At 65.7% G+C, this 19643-nt stretch carries 12 protein-coding genes; 8 read left to right on the top strand and 4 right to left on the bottom strand.

The window, feature by feature from the left end:
• The first annotated feature begins 257 nt into the window (after positions 1–257).
• From DL240_RS06010 to DL240_RS05970, 8 genes are all read left to right on the top strand, one after another.
• Positions 258–1967, top strand: a complete 1710-nt coding sequence (locus tag DL240_RS06010) for a peptide ABC transporter substrate-binding protein (protein ID WP_111728967.1) — start codon at positions 258–260, stop codon at positions 1965–1967.
• 88 nt (positions 1968–2055) lie between these two features.
• Entirely contained in the window at positions 2056–3078 is a 1023-nt protein-coding gene (locus DL240_RS06005; protein WP_111728966.1) for an ABC transporter permease, read from the top strand.
• A 13-nt stretch (positions 3079–3091) separates the two neighbouring features.
• The gene (locus tag DL240_RS20945) at positions 3092–4492 is read left to right on the top strand and encodes an ABC transporter permease subunit (RefSeq protein WP_199589754.1); all 1401 of its coding nucleotides are present in this window, start codon (positions 3092–3094) and stop codon (positions 4490–4492) included.
• A 1-nt stretch (position 4493) separates the two neighbouring features.
• A complete protein-coding gene (locus DL240_RS05990; protein ID WP_233497047.1) occupies positions 4494–5624 on the top strand; it encodes an ABC transporter ATP-binding protein in 1131 nt (376 codons plus the stop codon).
• Positions 5624–6757 (top strand): ABC transporter ATP-binding protein, encoded by a 1134-nt coding sequence (locus DL240_RS05985; protein WP_111728964.1) that lies wholly within the window; start codon positions 5624–5626, stop codon positions 6755–6757. Before DL240_RS05990 ends, DL240_RS05985 begins: the two co-directional genes overlap by 1 nt.
• The gene (locus tag DL240_RS05980; protein ID WP_111728963.1) at positions 6754–10539 is read left to right on the top strand and encodes a hypothetical protein; all 3786 of its coding nucleotides are present in this window, start codon (positions 6754–6756) and stop codon (positions 10537–10539) included. The genes DL240_RS05985 and DL240_RS05980 overlap by 4 nt, the downstream gene beginning before the upstream one ends.
• Before the next feature lie 75 nt (positions 10540–10614).
• Entirely contained in the window at positions 10615–13392 is a 2778-nt protein-coding gene (gene uvrA, locus DL240_RS05975) for an excinuclease ABC subunit UvrA (RefSeq protein ID WP_111728962.1), read from the top strand.
• Positions 13393–13516: 124 nt separating this feature from the next.
• Positions 13517–13681, top strand: coding sequence for a YqaE/Pmp3 family membrane protein (locus DL240_RS05970; RefSeq protein WP_111728961.1), 165 nt, complete (start codon positions 13517–13519; stop codon positions 13679–13681).
• Between the two features lie 78 nt (positions 13682–13759).
• Here the strand turns inward: DL240_RS05970 and DL240_RS05965 are convergent, their stop codons facing one another.
• The 4 genes from DL240_RS05965 to DL240_RS05950 all read right to left on the bottom strand — a co-directional run bounded on the left by DL240_RS05965 (position 13760) and on the right by DL240_RS05950 (position 19236).
• The gene (locus tag DL240_RS05965; protein ID WP_111728960.1) at positions 13760–14530 is read right to left on the bottom strand and encodes a DUF3825 domain-containing protein; all 771 of its coding nucleotides are present in this window, start codon (positions 14528–14530) and stop codon (positions 13760–13762) included.
• 229 nt (positions 14531–14759) lie between these two features.
• A complete protein-coding gene (locus DL240_RS05960) occupies positions 14760–16382 on the bottom strand; it encodes a hypothetical protein (RefSeq protein ID WP_111728959.1) in 1623 nt (540 codons plus the stop codon).
• Positions 16379–17038: a HEAT repeat domain-containing protein gene (locus DL240_RS05955; RefSeq protein WP_111728958.1), complete on the bottom strand. Its 660-nt coding sequence runs from the start codon at positions 17036–17038 to the stop codon at positions 16379–16381. The genes DL240_RS05960 and DL240_RS05955 overlap by 4 nt, the downstream gene beginning before the upstream one ends.
• Before the next feature lie 149 nt (positions 17039–17187).
• Positions 17188–19236: an ATP-dependent helicase gene (locus DL240_RS05950; protein WP_111728957.1), complete on the bottom strand. Its 2049-nt coding sequence runs from the start codon at positions 19234–19236 to the stop codon at positions 17188–17190.
• Between the last annotated feature and the right edge of the window lie 407 nt (positions 19237–19643).

Raw genomic sequence — 19643 nt, 5'->3', positions numbered from 1 at the left:
TATGGAGAGGGTGATAAGAGGGTTCGCGGGGCGTGGGGAGGGGCTGCGGGGCGTTCAAGAGGAGATGGGCAGGGGAGTGGGGGAAGGTAGAGGAGTACCGGGACGCGGCGTCGGGGCACTCCTGACACGGGGTTAGGGGGCCCGGGGGGCGATCGCGTGCGGTAGCGCCAGATTGACACCCGCAACGATGAGCCGTTACAAACGAGCCCGTTGAATCACGAGATTTTTAGGTCCCTTCTGGCGTTGAGGTCGATACGATGGTGATGAGTTCGGGCAATACAATGGCGCGTCGCGTGCTGATGGGCGCGCTGGCCGGAGCGATGACGTTGAGCATCTGGGGCTGCGATAAAGAGCCGGCCCCCTCGGGTAAGGGGCAGGCCAAGGGCGGCCAGGCCGCCGAGTTTGTGGCCGGCTCCAAGGCCGACATGTTCACCTTCGCCGTGGCCGCCGACCCGCAGACCCTGGACCCCGGTCGCATGAGCGGGGCGCCGGAGGGGCGCGTGGCCTTCAACCTCTTTGAGGGCCTGATGATGCCCGGTCCGACCACCGAGGGGCTTAAGGAGGCCAGCGAGCTGGTCGTGCCCGGGGTGGCCGAGAGCTACGAACTCAGCGAAGACGGACGCACCTACACCTTTAAGCTGCGTGAGGACGCGAAGTGGTCCAATGGGGAGCCGGTCACCGCCGAGGACTTTGAGCGCTCCTGGCGCCGGGTGCTCACGCCGGACTTTCCCAGCGATTACCAGAGCTTTATGTGGGTGATCGATAACGCCGAGGCCTACTCCAAGGGTGAGATCACCGACTGGAGCCAGGTGGGCGTCAAGGTGGTGGATGCGCGCACCCTGGAGGTGACGCTGGCTCAGCCCACGCCTTACTTCCCGGAGCTGGTGGCGTTTTACACCTTCTTCCCGGTGCCGATGGACCTGATCGAGGAGAAGGGCAACGCCTGGACGCGGGCCGAGAACATCGTGAGCAACGGCGCCTACACCCTGGAGAGCTACCGGGAGCAGCAGGACATGCTGCTCAAGAAAAACGAGCACTACTGGGACAAGGATAACGTGGCGCTGGATCAGGCCCGGATTCGCATCATTCAGGACACCAACGCCGCGGTGAACGCCTACCGCACCGGCGAACTCCACTGGAGCGGGACGAGCCTGCCGGTGGCGCAGATCACCGGGCTCTTGACCCACCCGGACTACCTTCAGGAGCCGATGCTGGGGGTCTATTACTACCGGATCAACGTCAGCGACGAAGAGAGCCCGCTGGTCGACAACCGGGTGCGTCAGGCGCTGGCGATGGCGGTCGACCGCCAGTCGCTGGTCGAAGACACCATGAATAACCTCTACACGGTGGCCAATCACTTCGTGCCCCAGGGGCTTCCCGGCTACACCGAGCAGGGCCCGGGCCTGAGCTACAATGTGCAGCGCGCCAAGGAGCTGCTGGCCGAGGCCGGCTACCCCGACGGGGAGGGATTCCCGCGGGTGCAGCTGCTCTACAACGTCGATGAGAACCACAAGCTGATCGCCGAGGCGGTTCAGGCGATGTGGAAGCGCAACCTGGGCGTGGACATTCAGCTGGTGAACAAGGAGTGGCGCACCTACCTGCAGGACGTCTCCTCGATGAGCTACGAGATTGCCCGCGCCGGCTGGATCGGCGACTACAACGATCCGATGACTTTCTTGGACATGTGGGAGACCGGCAACGGCAACAACAACACCGGCTGGAGTGACGCGGAGTACGACGAGCTCCTCAACAAGGCCCGGGCCGAGCGCGACCCGGCCCAGCGCATGGCGTTTTTGGCCCAGGCCGAGGCGATTGTCCTGGAGCGCGGCCCGGTGATCCCGGTGTACTACTACACCAACAACATCCTGGTTTCGCGCTTCCTGGAAGGGTTTGAGCCGCATAACCGGGACATCCACCTGATCAAATACCTGAGCCTCCCGCAGGAGCCGGCCGCCCCGGCCGAGTGAATCAGGTGAACCCCAGAGACGTCCCGGGCGCGCCGGCCATGCTGGCTGCCGCTCCCGGGCAGTGTCATTTGACAACGCGGAGAGTGCAGTGACCCGCTTTATTATCCGGCGCCTCCTCAGCTCGGTGGTGGTGATCTTGACGATCGTCACCCTTTCGCTGTGGATCACGCGCCAGGCCCCGAGTAACCCCTGTCTGCAAGAGCGCGAGGCCAACGCCTGCGCCTGCATCAAAGAGCACGCGCTGGATCGCCCGGTGTTCCCGGTGCATTCGCCCCCGCCGCTCACCCCCTTAGAAGGCTGTCAGTACTGGGAGTCCAGTGGCGCGCTGGTGCTGGGCCCGCTGGAGGTGCTGCCGGTCTCGGAGTGGAACGAGACCCAGTACTTCATCTACGTGGCCACCCTGCTTCAGGGCAGCCTGGGCGGGTCAATGGTGACCGACCGCACGGTGATGGAGACCCTGGGCGCGGCGCTCCCGTACACGGTTCAGCTGGGGATTCAGGCGCTCTTGATCGCGTTGTTGATCGGGGTGCCGGCCGGGCTCTTTGCCGGGCTGCGCCAGAACACGATGCCCGATTACAGCGTGATGACCGTGGCGATGATCGGGGTGAGCATCCCGAACTTCGTGCTGGGGCCGCTTTTGATCATGCTCTTCTCGCTGAAGCTGGGGTGGTTCACCGCGGTGGGCTGGGAGAGCTGGGCCGATAGCGTGCTGCCCTCGATCACCCTGGGGCTCTTTTACGCAGCCTACATCGCGCGGCTGACGCGCGGCGGGATGCTGGAGGTGATCCGCAAGGATTACATCCGCACCGCCCGGGCCAAGGGGCTGAGCGAGCAGCTGGTGGTCTTTCGCCACGCGCTCAAGGGCGCGCTTCTGCCGGTGGTCAGCTACCTGGGACCGGCCTTTGCGGCGCTGCTGACCGGCTCGGTGGTGGTCGAAGAGATCTTCAACCTGCCCGGGGTCGGGACCCACTTTGTGCGCTCGGCGCTCAACCGGGACTACAACCTGGTGCTGGGCACCATCATCCTCTACTCATCACTGCTGGTGGTTTTGAACCTGGTCGTCGACATCCTCTACACGGTGCTCGACCCGCGGGTCAGCTACGACGACTAAGGGAGAGATCGATATGACGGCAAATTTGCCCCCTACAGGGAGTGACGGTCGGAGTCGGCCGGGCTCACAGGCTCCGGATCCGGCCCCTCAGCCCGAGCTGATCGAGGGGACCAGTCTGTGGAAGGACGCGTTTCGGCGTCTGAAGAAGAACCGTGCGGCGATGGGCGGGTTGATCATCGTGATGATCATGGCCAGCTGCGCCATCTTCTACGAACTCCTGGTGCAGTATGGCACCCGTTTCAATCAGGAAGAGCAGCACAGCTACGTGGTGCCTCGCCCCCCGGGGTCGTACGCGGTGCCCTCGGAGTATTTTGCGCTGATGTCGCCCCAGGGGCAGTGGTCCTTTGAGGCCATTGATACCGATGACGATGGTCGGATCACCCCGGAAGAAGTGCAGCTGGCTTATCAGCGCTGGGAGTTTGAGCGCATCGATCGCGACGGTGATGAGCGCCTCTCCTACTCGGAGTATGCCGCGGCGCCTTTCTCGGTGCCTTCGCCGACCGAGTTCATCCCGGCCTGTCGGCAGTGGTCGACGATCAAGCGCAATATGGCGCCGATCAATCACCCGGATATCTTCGCGTGTGATGCCGACGAAGACGGGCTGATGGGCTTTGAGAGCGCCGGACGCCTGGTGGAGATCGTGAGCCGCGGGGAGTCGCGCGATATCGTCGCGCGCTTCGACCCGGAGAGCCTGGGGTATTTGACCCCGGAGACCTTTGTGGGGCTGCCCCGTCCCCAGCGCAACTGGCTGGGCACCGACCAGCTCGGGCGCGACCTGTTGAGCCGGATGCTCTACGGCGCGCGCATCTCACTGGCGGTGGGCCTGCTGGCCACGCTGGTCTCTTTTCTCATCGGTGTGAGCTGGGGGGCGACCGCCGGCTTTGTGGGCGGCAAGGTCGACAACATCATGATGCGTATCGTCGACATCATGTACGGGCTGCCCTTTATGTTCCTGGTCATCCTGTTGATGGTGGTGTTCGGCCAGAACATCTTTTTGCTCTTCATCGCCCTGGGGGCGGTGCAGTGGCTGACGATGGCGCGGATTGTCCGCGGGCAGGTCATCAGCCTGAAGGGCCAGGAGTTTGTGGAGGCCGCGCAGACCATCGGTGTCTCCCGGGTGGCGATCATCTTCCGCCACCTGATCCCCAACGCCCTGGGGCCGATCATCGTGTACGCCACGCTGACGGTGCCGGCGGTGATGCTGGAAGAGGCCTTCCTCTCGTTTTTGGGGCTGGGCGTGCAGGCGCCGATGACCTCCTGGGGGGCCCTGGCCAGTGAGGGACGTCAGCTGATGGAGACGGCTCCCTGGCTTATCATCTACCCGGGAGCGGCGCTGGCGGTGACGCTTCTGAGCTTGAACTTCGTAGGGGACGGGCTGCGCGATGCGCTCGACCCGCAGCTTCGCAAGGACTGACGTGACCAGCGACATCAAGACGGCAGAGGAGGGCAGCGAACAGGTGCTGCTCAGGGTGGATGATTTAAAGACCTACTTCGACACCGACGATGGCGAGGTGCGGGCGGTCGACGGCGTAAGCTTTGAGGTCCGGCGAGGCGAATGTGTGGGGGTGGTCGGGGAGTCGGGCTCGGGGAAATCGGTCTGTCAGATTTCGATTCTCGGGCTGATTCCCTCCCCGCCGGGGCGAATCGCCGGTGGCGAGGTCAGCTTTGACGGGCGAGATCTGCTGCGGGCCTCCAAAAAGGAGCTGCGCTCGATTCGGGGCAATGAGATCTCGATGATCTGGCAGGACCCGATGTCGAGCCTCAACCCCTTTTTGAAGATTTCGCGCCAGCTGATCGAGCCCCTGCAGACCCACCAGGGCTTAAGTAAGGAGGAGGCCCGGGAGAAGGCCATCGCGATGCTGGAGAAGGTGGGCATCCCGGGGCCCCGGGAGCGCATCGACCAGTACCCCCACCAGTTCTCCGGGGGGATGCGCCAGCGGGTGATGATCGCCATGGCGCTTTTGTGCGAGCCCAAGCTCCTGATCGCCGATGAGCCGACCACCGCGCTCGACGTGACGATTCAGGCGCAGATTCTGGAGTTGATCAAAGATCTGCGCACCGACTTTGGCACCAGCGTCATCATGATCACCCACGACTTAGGCGTGGTGGCCGGGATGGCCGACCGGATCATCGTGATGTACGCCGGCCGGGTGATGGAGGTGACCGAGGCCGACAAGCTCTTTAAGAGCCCGGGCCACCCCTACACGGTGGGGCTGTTGAAGAGCGTGCCGCGTCTGGATCGCGGCCATGAGGAGCGCCTGATTCCCATTGAGGGCCGGCCGCCGGACACCTCCAAGCCGATCCCCGGCTGCCCCTTTGCCCCGCGCTGTGCCTGGGCCGAAGAGAAGTGCCTGCGGGAGCGACCGCCTCTTTTTGAGGTGGCTCCGGGGCATCGCTCCGCTTGCTGGCGTGCCAGCGAGGTTTACCTGGCCGAGCTCGGCTCCAAAGCGACCACGGCGCAAGTCACCCGGGTCGAGGAGCTGGCCCGGCGCGCCAAAGTTACCGAACAAACCCTGGCCGAGCTTCAGGCCGAAGGGAGCCCCTGATGAGTCAAGCACTCCTGAAGATCGACAATCTCAAAATGCACTTTCCGGTCTACCGCGGCGCCTTTGTGCGTCGGGAGGTCAACCGGGTGCGGGCGGTCGACGGTCTGAGTTTCGAGATTATGGAAGGGGAGACCCTGGGGCTGGTCGGGGAGTCGGGATGTGGCAAGTCGACCACCGGTCGCTCGATCATCCAGCTCTATCGGCCCACCGAGGGGCGCGTGGTCTTTGACGGACGCGACCTGTGCACCCTCTCGGAGAGCGAGCTGCATCCGCTGCGCCGCGATCTGCAGATGATCTTTCAGGACCCCTACGGCTCGCTGAACCCGCGGATGACGGTGGGCGATATCATTGGCGAGCCGCTCAAGGTCCATAAGCTGGCCAGCGGCAAGGCCGCCCGGGAGCGGGTCCAGGAGCTGATGGAGACGGTCGGGCTCGACCCGCGCTTTATCCGTCGCTACCCCCATGAGTTCTCCGGCGGGCAGCGCCAGCGCATCGGCATCGCCCGGGCGCTGGCCTGTGAGCCGCGCTTTATCGTGTGCGATGAGCCGATCAGTGCGCTCGACGTCTCGATTCAAGCCCAGATCATGAACCTGATGGAAGATCTCCAGAAGGAGTTCAACCTGACCTACCTCTTCATCGCCCACGACCTGGCGGCGGTGCGGCATATCTCCGATCGCATCGCGGTGATGTACCTGGGCAAGATGGCGGAGTTGGCCCAGGGGCGAGAGATCTACGACAACCCGATTCACCCCTACACCGAGGCGTTGATCTCGGCGGTGCCGATTCCCGATCCGGAGGTGGAGCGGGATCGTCAGCGCATCGTGCTGGAGGGGGATGTGCCCAGCCCGCTGAACCCGCCTTCGGGCTGCGTGTTTCATACCCGTTGCCCCTATGCCTGGGAGCGTTGCGCGATGGAGGTGCCGCGCTTCCAGCAGGCCGAACCGGGGCATTATGTGGCCTGCCACCTGGTCGATGAGCCGATGCGTCGGGAGCGTGCCTCCAGCGCGCGCGATCTCAAGGCCCGGGCGCCGGCCCCGCTGGAGCAGCCCCTGGAGTCGGCCGCGGCGCCGTCGGACGGAGAGACCTCGGGGGCCGGGGTGGCCCGCGAGCAAAATGCCAGGGGTTCGGTATGAGAAGGTTCGGGGGACTCTCCAGGCTGGCCATCGGTACCGTGGTGGCCATCGGCCTCTTGACCGGCTGTCGCGACGTGGTGCGCGTGGAGGGGGAGCTCGCCGCGGCTGCCTTTAAAAGCGCCGCGACCTCGCTGACCAAAGACCCGGCCGGGCGCTGGTACGTGGTTGTGGCTCCCGGGCAGGCGCTCTCGCCATACGCGGTGATCGAGTACCAGGGGCAGGTCCATGCCTTCTGGACGGCGGCGCGCGGGGAGCGCAGCGCGGAGCTCTTGCCGCTGACCCGGGTGCCGATCGAGTGGTTCAACGGGGCGATGCAGCACCCGGGTGCGACCACCACGACGCTGGTCGAGGGGTTTAGCGACGAGTTGTTGGCCAGCACGGTGGGGATGTGGGCCGGCGGGGATAGCAAAGAGATTCGCTGGCTGGGACCGATGCCCACCGGGTTGCAGAGCGCGGTGGTGCTGCGGGCCACCGGCGGCGGCGATGCCGGGCTCAGCGAGCGGATGGTGGGCACGTTGGTGGTGGATGAGCAGGGCGTGCACCGGGCCGAAACGGGCTTTAGCGCGGCCGAGGGGCCCTATCTGGTGATCCCCGAGGCGCCGGTGATGACGCCTCAGCCCACGCTGGCCACCTATACCGGGGAAGGGATCCCGGAAGAGGTGCTGGCCGATGTGGTGGAGCGCGGGGCGGCGCAAGCGGTGCGCACGCTGGCGGAGCTGCGAGAAGTGGGGGCCGGCCGGGGCGCCGAGATCCTGGTGGGCGAGGGGGCGCAGGGGCTCTTGGTGGGCCTGAGTACGGAGGGGTTGAGCCCGGGCTTTGGGCCCGGAGCGCAGCGCCTGGCGTTGGCCGAATCCGGCGTGTGGGTGGGGCCGCAGGCCACCGAGGAGATGCGTCGCCATGTGCTGGAGGCGATGGTGGCGATTTACCACGGCTATCCGCTCAAAGCGGCCTATCACCTGGCGCAGGTCGAGGGGCTGAGCGTCGACGGATCGGTGCCGGGAGCGGAGCTGCGTCAGCTCGATCTGCTGGCGGCCGCGGGGTACGGGGCCTGGGCGCGTCGGGAGCTGGCCCGGGAGGCCGAGGGCTATGGCGCCGAAGCCTCGCTGGCCATTGCCCGGGCCTACGCCTACGAGGGGCAGTGGGACGCGGTGGTGATCTACGCCGAGCGCGCCGCCGGCTATTTCGAACGCTGGCCTACGCCGCAGCGTGAGCTGGGGCGTGCCCGGGCCTACGAACTCGGCGCGTTGGCTTCGGTCTGGGCCGGGCGAGAGCGGGGGCTGGAGCGCGCCCAGCAGCGCCTGGCGCGGGCGCTTACGGAAGTGCAGCGCGTCGACGACCCGCTGCGCGCCGGGCGCATCGCCCGGGTGCGGGGTTGGCTGGCGCTCAACCTGGGCAATGCCGAAGAGGCCGAAGAGCATCTGGAGCTGGCTCGTCAGGGGTTTGCCCGGGCCGGCAGCCGCTATGAGGAGGGGCGTCTGGCCCTGAACGCGGCGTACGCGTTTTATGTTCACGGAGCGCGCGACTCGGCGCTGCGTGCGTACCGACGCTGGGAGCGGGAGCACGCTCCGGAGGCCCGCCCCGAGCAGCAGATCATGGCGCGCGCGCTGGCGGTGGCCCTGGCGGTCGAAGGGGCTCCCACGCCGGGAGAAGAGAGCTGGGCTCAGCTACGGGCCCGCGCCCGGGAGCTTCGGGCCTGGGATGCGCTGCTCTTTGCCTCGATTGAGCACTACCAGACGCGCCACTATGAGGGCGCCGACGCCACGGGGCTGGGGCGAGCGGTGCTCCTGGCGAGCTCCCACACCGCGCTCTCCCTGCTCGATAAACGCATTGATGGAGCGCTCGCCGGGATCTGCGCCGAAGTCCTTTTTGTGACGTCTGCGGGCCCGCTGGGCGGGCAGCCTGTGTACCAGTGCGCCAGCGTCGCCGAGCGCTATTTCGACGACATTACCAGCGTGGAGCCCCTCTTTGGCGCGGCGTATCGCTTCCTGCAACATGGCGACCTGACCGGCGCTCGGGCCGCGCTGGCGTACGTGAAAGAAGGCACGCCGGGGGCCCGCGATTGGGCGATTACCCGGGCCCAGATTTACCTGCTGGAGGCCGCGATCCTGATCGATGAGGGGCGCGATGAAGATGTGCCGGCGGCCCTGAGCGCGGCGTACGGCTTGCTGGACCAGGCGCTCCCCGCCGGGCAGCGTCCGGACGTGCTTTTGAGGCTGGCGGAGTCGTTTGACCTTCGGGGGTTCGACGACCTGGCGATTCCGCTCACCGAGGCGGCCCTGGAGGCCGCACTCTCCGGGTACTCAAAGAGCCTGGCCTACGACGCGGCGCTGGCGCTGGCCGAGCGCCTGTGGCGTGCGCAACGCTGGGAGGACCTGGCCGCACTTGAGTCTCCGGAGAGTGCGCTGCACGCCGCCCGCGTGACGCTCTACCGGGCTCAGGCCGAGGCGATGTTGGCCAACGCCGGGACCGCCCGGGAGTTGAGTGAGGAAGCGCTGGCACAGGCGCGCCAGTTTGGGGATCTGCAACGCCTCTCGGTGGGGCTCCTGGCGCTGGAGCTTGCGCTGGAGCGACGTGACCTGGAGGAGGTTGCCCGGCTTGGCGAGCAGCTCCAGAGCGACGCCGAGGGCGCCCGGCAGAGCGTGCGCAACAGCGAGGCAGGGCGCGTGCTTCAGGCGCGCCTGCAGACGCTGCGCGCGCGTTACGATGGGCTGACCGGCGAAAGGGAGCGCGCGATTACGCGTATGGACCTGGCCCGCGAGATGTTTGACGGGCTGGCGCTTGACGTGGCCCCCGGGGTGCGCGCCGAGGTGCTCGAAGGCAGCGCCCGGGTGACGCCCTCGGGCGACAAGGCTCGCGCGCACACCGAGGCGCTGCGCACGCTCTTTGATGCGGTCTCACGCGGCGATGATCGCCGGGCCCGACGCGAGATCGCCCGGCGCCTGGCTGGCCAGCTCATCATGCTCAACGAAGGCGCCCGTGCGCTGGAAGTCGTGTCGCTGATCAACGCTCGTGGTGACGCGATCTCCGGGGTTCGGGCATACGCCCATTGCGTGAGAGGAGAAGCGCTGGGGCTCATCGGGAAAGAGGCCGCCAGATATCATCTGGAGCGCTGCGCGCAGCAGGCCCCGGCCGATGGCGAGTTGGCCTCGCGCAGCCTCCTACTGACGGCGCTCTCCACTCCCGAGGCTTCGCTGGCGTACCGCGCGGAACTCGCCGCGCATCTGCTCCAGAACCACAGCGATCGACTCAGCCCCTTTGAGCGTCAACGCTTCGAGCTCATCGCCGGGCTGGCCGCCGGGCTGGTTCGCCTCGATCCGGAGGCCGAGGCGGAGCTTCGGAAGCGGATCACCCAGGCCCCCGACACGCCGGCGCGTATGGAGGCGGTCCGGGAGCTTGGCGAAGCTTTGCTGAAGGCGGGGCATTTTGAAGAGCTGGAGCGTCTGCTTCACGCCGAGTCCTCGACCTTCCACGCGCCTGGGGTTGACGGGGCGCCCTACCTGGCGCTGCTTCGGCTGAGCTCGCTGGTGCATCAGGCGCGCCCTTTTGAAGCGCTGGCCTACGCGTCACGCGTGCTGGTGGAGGCGCCGACACAGACGCCTCACGACGAGGCCCGCGTCGCGCTTCTGATGGCCAACGCTTACCTGCAGCAGGGGCAGCCCCTGGTGGCCCAGGTGGCGCTCGAGCGCGCCCGGGAGGCGATCCGCACGATGCCCGAGCCCCATGACGCCGCGCTGGTCGCTGAATTCGAGGCGCTGGAATCAGCGGCCAGGCCAAGCCGTTAGTCGCCCGTATCCGTGCGCACCCCGCTGGGGGCTCGCGCGCTGCTTTATCCCCCCCTTTGTCAGTGAGATCAGTCTATGGACGCCGTCCGTCTCAAAGGTGTTCGCACGCATAACCTCAAGAACATCGCCTGCGTTATCCCGCACTATCGCCTCACGGTGGTCACCGGGGTGAGCGGGTCGGGGAAGTCCAGCCTGGCCTTTGACACCCTCTACGCCGAGGGGCAGCGTCGCTACACCGAGTCGCTCTCCACCTACGCGCGCCAGTTTCTCGATCGCCTGCCTCGCCCGCCGATCGACGTGATCAACCACGTGCCGCCGGCCATTGCCCTGCGTCAGAAAAACGAGGTGAGCAATGCCCGCTCCACCGTGGGGACCGTCACCGAGATCGATGACCATCTGCACCTGATCTACACCCACGTGGGCGTGACCTACTGCCCGACGTGTGAGATTCCGGTGGGAAGAGATAACCCGGCGGAGGTGGTCGACACGCTTCTCCAGGAGTTAGAGGAGGGCGCCCGGGTGATTCTGGTGGCCCGGGTCGCCCCCGAAGAGGCATCCCAGCGGGCGCTTCTGCTCGAACATCTGGTGGGACAAGGCTACCGCCGCCTCTACATCGAGGGGCAGACCCTGGATGTGACCGAGTCGGGCGTGGAGTCCCTGCTCGATATGGAGTCCTTCCCGGTGGTGGTGGACCGTCTGGCGCTGCGCCACGACGATCGGATGCGCATCGCCGAGGCGGTGGAGGCCGCGATGGGGCTGGGCCGGGGGCGGGTCGAGGTGTACGAGCACCGCAGCGAGCAGCCGCCGCGAATCTTTGACCAGGCCTTTCGCTGCAACAGCTGTGGTCTGGATCTGATGGAGCCCCAGCCGGCGCTCTTCAGTTTCAACAGCTCCGTGGGGGCCTGCCCCACCTGCACCGGGTTTGGAAAGACGATGGGCGTGGATTACGCCAAGGTCATTCCCAACCCGCGGGTGACGCTGGAAGAGGGGGCGGTGGCCTGTTTTCAGACGCCCAAGTACCGCACCCAGCACAAGAAACTGCTCGGAGCCTGCCGCGATGCGGGCATCCCCATCGACATCCCCTACGGCGATCTGGTCGAGGAGCATAAGCAGTACATTCGCTACGGCGGCAAGGGCTATCCGGGGTTGGCGAAGTTCTTTAAGAGCCTGCACCAGAAGCAACATCGCACTGATGTGCGCATCATGCTCGCGCGCTACCGGGGCTACGATCTCTGCGAAGATTGCCAGGGGACGCGCCTGCATCCCAACGCGCGCAACGTGCGTTTTGCCGGGCGCCTGATCAGTGATTTTTGGGAGATGCGCATTGAGCAGGCCCTGGCGTTCTTTGATGTGCTGGAGCTGGAGCCCTCGGTGCGCGCGCGTATCGCGCCGCTGCTCGATGAGATCACCCACCGGCTGCTCTATCTGCACGAAGTGGGGCTGGGCTATCTGGAGATGGGGCGCCAGTCCCGGACGCTCTCCGGCGGGGAGATGCAGCGCATTCACCTGACCTCCAGCCTGGGGCGCGCGCTCACCGACACGCTCTACGTGCTTGATGAGCCCACCGCCGGGTTGCACGCCCGCGATTCCCAGAAGCTGCTCGAAGTGCTGCGTGGGCTTCGCGACCTGGGCAACACTGTGGTGGTGGTCGAGCATGACCCGGAGATCATTGAGGGCGCCGACCATGTGCTGGAGCTCGGTCCGGTGGGCGGGGAGGGCGGCGGCGCCCTGACGTATCAGGGGCCCCTGAGTGGATTTGATCTGGAAGCCCGCGTGGACTTCTCGGAGTGCGAGGCGATGGCCGCGCGCGTCGAGGGGCCGCCGCCAGGGCAGGTGCGCATCGTGGGGGCGCGCCACCACAACCTCAAAGATATCAGCGTGGCGATTCCCCATGAGCGCATCACCGCTGTCACCGGTGTGAGTGGTTCGGGCAAGAGCACGCTGATGGAGGATGTGCTCTTTAATGGTTGGCGCCGTATGCGGGGGCAGGGGGGCGTGGAAGCCGGCCATTTCGAGGCCCTCGAAGGGCTGGAGGGATTTGCCGATGTGGAGATGATGGACCAGTCGGCCATCGGTCGCTCCTCGCGCTCTAACGCCATGAGCTACACCAAGGCCTATGACGACATTCGCAAGATTTTCTCCGGAACCCAGGATGCCAGGCGCGCCGGGCTGACCATGGGAGACTTCTCCTTTAACACCTCCGGCGGGCGGTGCGAGGTCTGCGAGGGCACGGGCACGGTCACCGTGGAGTTGCACTTTATGGCCGATGTGGAGGTGCCCTGCGATGAGTGTGGAGGCAAGCGCTTTGGGCCCCGGGTGCTGGGCGTACGGTACCGGGGCAAAACCATCGATGAGGTCTTTGAGCTGACGGTCGATGAGGCGGTCACGTTCTTTGAGGGGCACGCGGCGTTGCTGCGCAAGCTCAAGCCCTTGCAGGAGGTGGGCCTGGGCTATTTGCGGCTGGGGCAGACCACGGCGACCTACTCCGGCGGAGAGGCACAGCGCTTGAAGCTGGCCACCTACATCGCCGACGGGCGCAAGCGTGGGGAGACCGAGCCGGTGCTCTTTATCTTTGACGAGCCCACGGTGGGGCTGCACCTCAAGGATGTGTCGGTGCTTCTGGTGGCGCTTCGTAAGCTGGTGGAGCTGGGGCACACGGTCATCGCCGTGGAGCACAACACCGACTTCATCGCCCGCTGTGACCACGTCGTCGATCTGGGGCCGGAGGCCGGCCCCGGGGGCGGCCAGGTGGTCGCTGCGGGGAGCCCGCAGGAGGTGGCCGGCGTCGCGGCGAGTGTCACCGGGCGTTACCTGCGCGAGCTCCTGGAGGCCCGGGCCCGGCGCGCGAGTTGAGCAAGGAGGGTGGCGAGCATCCCGAGTATGTGAGCGTGTGATGGTGGTTAGCTTCCCCCCTGAACACGGTCACTTAGGTCTTTGACGGCTCCGGCAGGGTTGTCCGGAGTCCGGGAGGTTCGCGATGTCGGTACTCCGGGTCATCTTTGCGGTTTTGCTCCCTCCGCTGGGGGTCTTTTTGACGGTCGGACTGGGTGGCGCGTTCTGGCTCAACATCCTGCTGACGCTGCTGGGCTACATCCCGGGCATCGTGCACGCGATCTGGGTCATCGCCAAAGCCGACACCTGAGGCGGTTCACACAAAAAAGCCGCCACCTTCCAAGACCGAAGGTGGCGGCTTTTGAGCTTTCGGGGGCCCTGCGCTGACTCAGGTGCGCAGCCAGTTATCGTCCAGGCGCCCGATGAGGCGCGCGTTGGAGTAGGCCTGATCCAGGGTCAGGCAGGTGGCCACGCGGTAGTAGCCTTCGCGATGCTCGACGACCGCGGCCAGGTCGGCCTCCGAGGGCTTGCGCAGGCAGAGGGGCAAGAGCAACTGGATGCGGCCGCGATGGTACTGAGGTACGGCGATGCGGTAGTTGCGTCGCACCCGCGCCAGGGCGTTTTCAAAGCCGCCGGTCAGCAGCGTCTGCAGCTGAAAATCCCCCATGCCATCGAACTCTTCGGGCAGGCGCTCGCGGTTCTCGGCGATGATATGCTCGGTGTTCTTTCGCAGCTCCAGACGCGGATCGAAGATGACCTCGGTGGGGTCTTCGAAGTACGTGGCGATGTCGGGGAGCGTGGGAAAGCGGTTCATCCGCGTATCACCCTTGCGGACAAAGCCCTGAAAGTACCAGGGCTGCCGGTCGGGGATCTTGTTGTCGCCAAAAATGGCGTAGATCGGCTCCTGGTGTTCGGTCACCAGGCCGGTATCAAAGCACGCCCCGGTCTGGTCGTCGGTGGTGACGATTTTGCCTTCTTCTTCGACCCGATTGAAGGTGTGAATGATGTAGGAGTAAAGGATCGGGCGCGGGAAATCGCTGTCCGTAAAGCGGTACTCCCAGTCCTCGGCTTCGGCCATCTCTTCGAGCTCAGCCAGGTGCTCGGGGAAGTCGGGAAGAAACGCAAATTGTTTCAGGGGAGGCAGGGCGGTGTCGTACATACAGTGATCCGGGGAAAAGTAGGGGGGGCGCGTCCAAACTGCCCCCCGGCAGAGCGCCGGTCCAACATGTACAATCTGCGAGGGGCCAGGCCCGGGGGCGCGGCATCGCGCGTTGCGAACTGTGGGAGCGAGGCGGTGGGATGTCAAGCGCCAACACGTAGAAACAAAGACGCCCGGGGCCTGAAGCGGGCTCGGGCGTCTCTGGGTATAACTCGAACGTGGTATCGGCTCAGTAGGTCTCGACCATCGCGTTGTTCATCAGCACGAAACGCTGATGAGGAGTGAGCGTGCGCTGATGTTGTTCGCCCCAGCCAAACGAGGTCCAGAACATGGTGTTGGTCGCGCCGTCGTTGACGCATTCATCGGCCGAAACGAGCCTGTCACCGTTGGTGTCGCGGGAGAGCGGGCACTCCGGGGTGTCGTCGAGGGGATCGTGGTCGGTGCCGGTCCGCTCGGTGGTGTGAAAGAGCCCCAGGTAGTGGCCGGCCTCATGGGCAATGGTCTCGGCAAACACGTCGGGGTCGGAGCGCAGGTAGGCCAGGGCAGCGGTCGCACCGGAGCGCACGACGCCCGGGCGGCTCGGCGCGCCGGGGAGTCCGCAGGAGAGGCCCAGGATGGTCATGCCGGGCGCATCGTCGAACATCAAGAGGTTGATTCCCGGGAGGTTGCCGGCGGTGGCCACCTGACGCATCCCGCGGCAGAGTACCTCGTCGTCCTGCGGGGCGGCGAGCTGGCGACCCAGCGTCCCCCCGACATCGCGGTAGAAGATGGGGCCGAGCGCGATGCCGATATTGGCGTAGATCTGGCGCATGATGTTGAGCGCGTACTGAAAGTCCTCATCGCTCTGGGCGGTGGCCGCCGAGAGGATGTTCTGTTCGGCGAACCAGAAGGTCACCGGGAGGCTGCCCCCCTGAGGGGAGCTCGGACCGCGCTTGATCATCGCGTGCACGCGGACCTGGGTCGGGTCTTCCGCCCAGAAACGCACGGTGTAGGTCCCCGGATTCAGGGCGTACTGTGGCGAGTTGGGCATCAGCAGCCCCATCTGGCCGCCGTAGGTGACGGGAGAGAGGTGCATCAGCGATTGGTCGGAGCGCTCGATATCGTAGAGCAGCGTCCCCTGCGGGGTAGCGACCGTCCAGATGTACGCCGTGGCATCGGGCGAGGCCAGCTCGACGATGAGTGAGACCGAGCGCACATCACCGGTGACGGCAAAAGAGCTGTCCCAGACGTCTTGGGCGCTGGCCTGAAAGTCGGTCAGGGTCACAAATTCGATCGAGGAGCCTCCCTGGCTGCTGACGCATTGCCCGGTGGCATTGCACAGGAGCCCTTCAGCGCAGTCGGCGTTGGCGTTGCAGTTGCGCAGCCCCTCGCGCTCGCCACAGTCACCACAGTCGGTGCCGTAGGTGCACACGTTGTAGCTGGCGCCGGGGCCGCCGTCGTCGCACTCCCCATCGTTGGCGTGCTGACAGGTGTTAGTGCAGATGGGCTCGGGGTCGGGCTCGGGCTCCGGTTCGGGATCCGCGGCGCGCGCGCCACAGTCGGTGCAGTCGGTGCCCAGGTCGCAGTCTCCGTACTGAGCGCCGGGGCCGCCATCATCGCATTCGCCATCGTTGGCGAACTGACAGGTGTTGGTGCACAGGAGCGTGGGGTCCTCGCCGGTGTCGGTACCGGTGTCGGGAGTACCCGTATCCGGGGTCGGGTCGCCGGAGTCGTCCACAGGACCGGTATCTTCTTCGATGACGATCAGCGGCTCTTGCGATGGCGAGGAGGTGGGGACGCAGGCCGGCAGCGCGCTTGTGAGGAGGGCGCCGACCATCGCCAGCTTCAAGAGGTTCAGGGAGGAGCTTCTCATCGGGTGGCCTCATTCTGTTCAGCGCGGTCCATGACCCGCTTCATCTCTTCGCGCAGCTCGGCCTCCGGCTCATCCCCCACCCGGGCCCGCAACAGGTCGATGGCCGCCGGCGTGCCGATGTCCTGGAGCGCGGCGATGGCCGAGGCCCGCGTATGGTACTCCGGATGCCCCAGCGCGTCGTTCAGCAGCTCCAGGCCCTCTTCGCCGTAGGCCCGGCCGTAGGCGCGAACCACCAGGCGGCGCGCCTGGTCGGAGGTTTTCTCGTCGCGGTAGACCGCTTCGTAGGTGGGGGCGACGTCGGGGTGGTCGGCAAAGAACTGTAAGGCGCGCAGCGCATGGTGCTGCTGCTGCAGAGAGACCTTTGGCGAGCCATAGAGTTCGAGGAGCACCGGCACGACCTCCTCCGCTTTGCCGACCGCGTGAAGATCGGCGGCGGTGGGGACGTACTCAAACCCACTAAACAGCGTCTGGAGCCGCATGTGCATGGTTTCCGGAGCCCCTTTGCTGCCCGGGGAGTCCTCCGGCGCGTCGGTGGAGGGGGGCGTGGCCTGGGCGGTGGAGGAGGCGGCGTCGGGACGAGTTTGAGCGTCCTGACAGGCGCTAAGCGGCAGCGCCAGCGCGGCAGCCAGGATGAGTGGGGCGTATCTATCGAGCATGTCTTCCTCCAGGGGCGAACTCCGTGGTCCGCGAAACCATCATCGAACTCAGGATCGATCGGTTATGAGCTATTTTGCGGTGTCTGGTGCGCCAGCACCCTAACGAATGCCAGGGTGTCATAAAAGGCAGAGCCTCAAAACACTCGGGCTCAATCGCTTTCAAAAATGGCCGATTTTAGCGCGGCCAGGTAGCGCAGATTCTGCTCGTCGCGCTTCTCCGTCAGCGAGCGGCTGCCCCCGGCCCGGATGGTGCGCAGCAGTTTGAGCGGGATCTCGTCGAGGAAGCGGCTGGGCTCACGCTCCTCTTTCTGGCCGAAGCGGGTGCGCTCGGCGGCCGAGGTCAGGTAGAGCACCTCTTTGGCGCGGGTGAGCCCGACGTAGGCCAGGCGCCGCTCCTCGGCGATGCCGTCCTCCGATTCCTTGCTGCGTTCGTGGGGCATGTAGCCCTCTTCGATGCCCACAAAGAACACGACCTTAAACTCCAGGCCCTTGGAGGAGTGCAGGGTCATCATTTTGACCCCGCGGGCGGCGTCTTCGTCGCCATTGTCGTAGGTCCGATCCAGCGAGATGCGGTTGAGGTAGCCCTCCAGCGTGCCTCCCTCGCGCTCTTCAAAGGTGGCGATGGAGCTGAGCAGGTCTTCGACGTTATCGACCCGGCGCCGGGCGATCTTGGGGTTTTTCTCGATGTTGCGCAGGTGCTCGATGAGTTTGGTGCGCTTTAAAAACGCGCGGCCCACCTCGGTGAGGGAGTCGCCCTGGCGCTCGGCCTCGCGAAAGCGGGCGCGGTAGCTCTTGAGCATCTGCACCAGCTCGCTGAGGTGGGAGGCGCTGGTCGGGCCGATGCCGTGCACCAGGTCGGGCTCGGCGGCGACCTTCTCCAGAGTCTCCGAGAAGCTCCATTCCTGGTCGTGGGCCAGATCGCTGATGCGCTCCAGGAGGGTGGGGCCGATGCCCCGCGGCGGGACGTTGACGATGCGCCGCAGGCTGATCTCGTCGTTGGGGTTGAGCGAGGCCTTGAGGTAGCCCAGAAAGTCTTTGACCTCTTTGCGATCGAAGAACTCGGTGCCGCCCACCAGGGTGTAGGGGATGCGGTAGGCGCGCAGGGCCTCTTCAAAGAGGCGGGCCTGGGGGTTGACGCGGTAGAGGATGGCGAAGTCGTCGTACTCTAGCCCTAAGTTGAGCTTGAGGCGCTCGATCTCGGCGGCCACGTACTCGGCCTCCTCCCGCTCATTGGCGCATTCCACGTAGAGGATGGGCTCCCCATCGCCGTTGGCGCTCCACAGCGCCTTTTCTTTGCGCACCGAGTTGTTGGCGATGAGCTCGTTGGCCGCTTTGAGGATCGTGTTGGTGGAGCGGTAGTTCTGCTCGAGCTTGATGACCCGGCACTTATTGAACTGGTGCTCGAACTCCAGAATGTTCTCGGCCACCGCCCCGCGAAACCCGTAGATCGACTGGTCGTCGTCGCCCACCACCACGATGTTCTGGTGGTCGCGGACCAGCTCATCGAGAAAGAGGAGCTGGGTGTGGTTGGTGTCCTGGTACTCATCGACCATCACAAAGCGAAAGCGCTCCGACCACTTGAGCCGGGTGGCCTCATCGGCCTGGAAGACCCGGACCGGCAGGCAGATCAGATCATCGAAGTCCACCGCGTTTAAGCCCCTAAGCGCGCTCTGGTAGCGGTGGAAGATGCGCTGCGCGAAGGGCAAAAGCGGGTTGGTGCGCAGCTCTTCGACCTCCTCCGGGTCGCTAAACGCCATCTTCGCCCGGCTGATCAGCGCGAGCACGTTGCGCGGGTCGACCATCTTCGGGTCGAGCTGCAGCTCGGTCATCGCGTCTTTGACCACGGCTAGCTGGTCGCCCTGGTCGAGGATGGAGAAGGGTTTTTTGTAGCCGATGACGTCGATGTCCTGGCGCAGGATGTCGGCGCCCAGGCTGTGAAAGGTCGAGAGGTAGATCTCCCGGGCGCCCGGGCCCACCAGGTGGGAGACGCGCTCCTGCATCTCCTGGGCGGCCTTGTTGGTGAAGCTCACCGCCAGGATGTGGCCCGGGGCAATGCCCTGCTGCAAGAGGTACCCGATGCGGTGGATGATCACCCGGGTCTTGCCGCTGCCGGCACCGGCCAGGATGAGCAGGGGGCCGCCGATATGCTCGACGGCCTGACGTTGTTGGGGGTTTAGCAGGTGGAGTTGCAGATCCATGACTCGGCTCACTTCAAAGGCGCACTTCGTGTCTGGCGGCAAGCTAAGTCAGCACGGGGTTTTTTGTCCAACGTTCCCGTTATTTTCGCACGGAGCGTCGGGACTACCGCGCTCAGGTCGCGCTACTCTCTCTATGAGCCATCCGCGTAGGGGGCTGAGTTGGCGATCTGGGTGGCGAGTACCAGAGGTCAGGGGGCTGAGTTGGCGATCTGGGTGGCGAGTACCAGAGGTCAGGGGGCCGAGTTGGCGATCTGGGTGGCGAGTACCAGAGGTCAGGGGGCCGAGTTGGCGATCTTGGTGGTGAGTACCAGAGGTCAGGGGGCTGAGTTGGCGTTCTCGGGTGGTGAGAACCCGAGGTCAGGGGGCTGAGTTGGCGATCTGGGTGGCGAGAACCAGAGGTCAGGGGG

Source organism: Lujinxingia litoralis, from assembly GCF_003260125.1.
Taxonomy (GTDB): domain Bacteria; phylum Myxococcota_A; class Bradymonadia; order Bradymonadales; family Bradymonadaceae; genus Lujinxingia; species Lujinxingia litoralis.
Note: the sequence above shows the minus strand (reverse complement) of the source record. Positions and strands in the feature narration are given on the sequence as shown.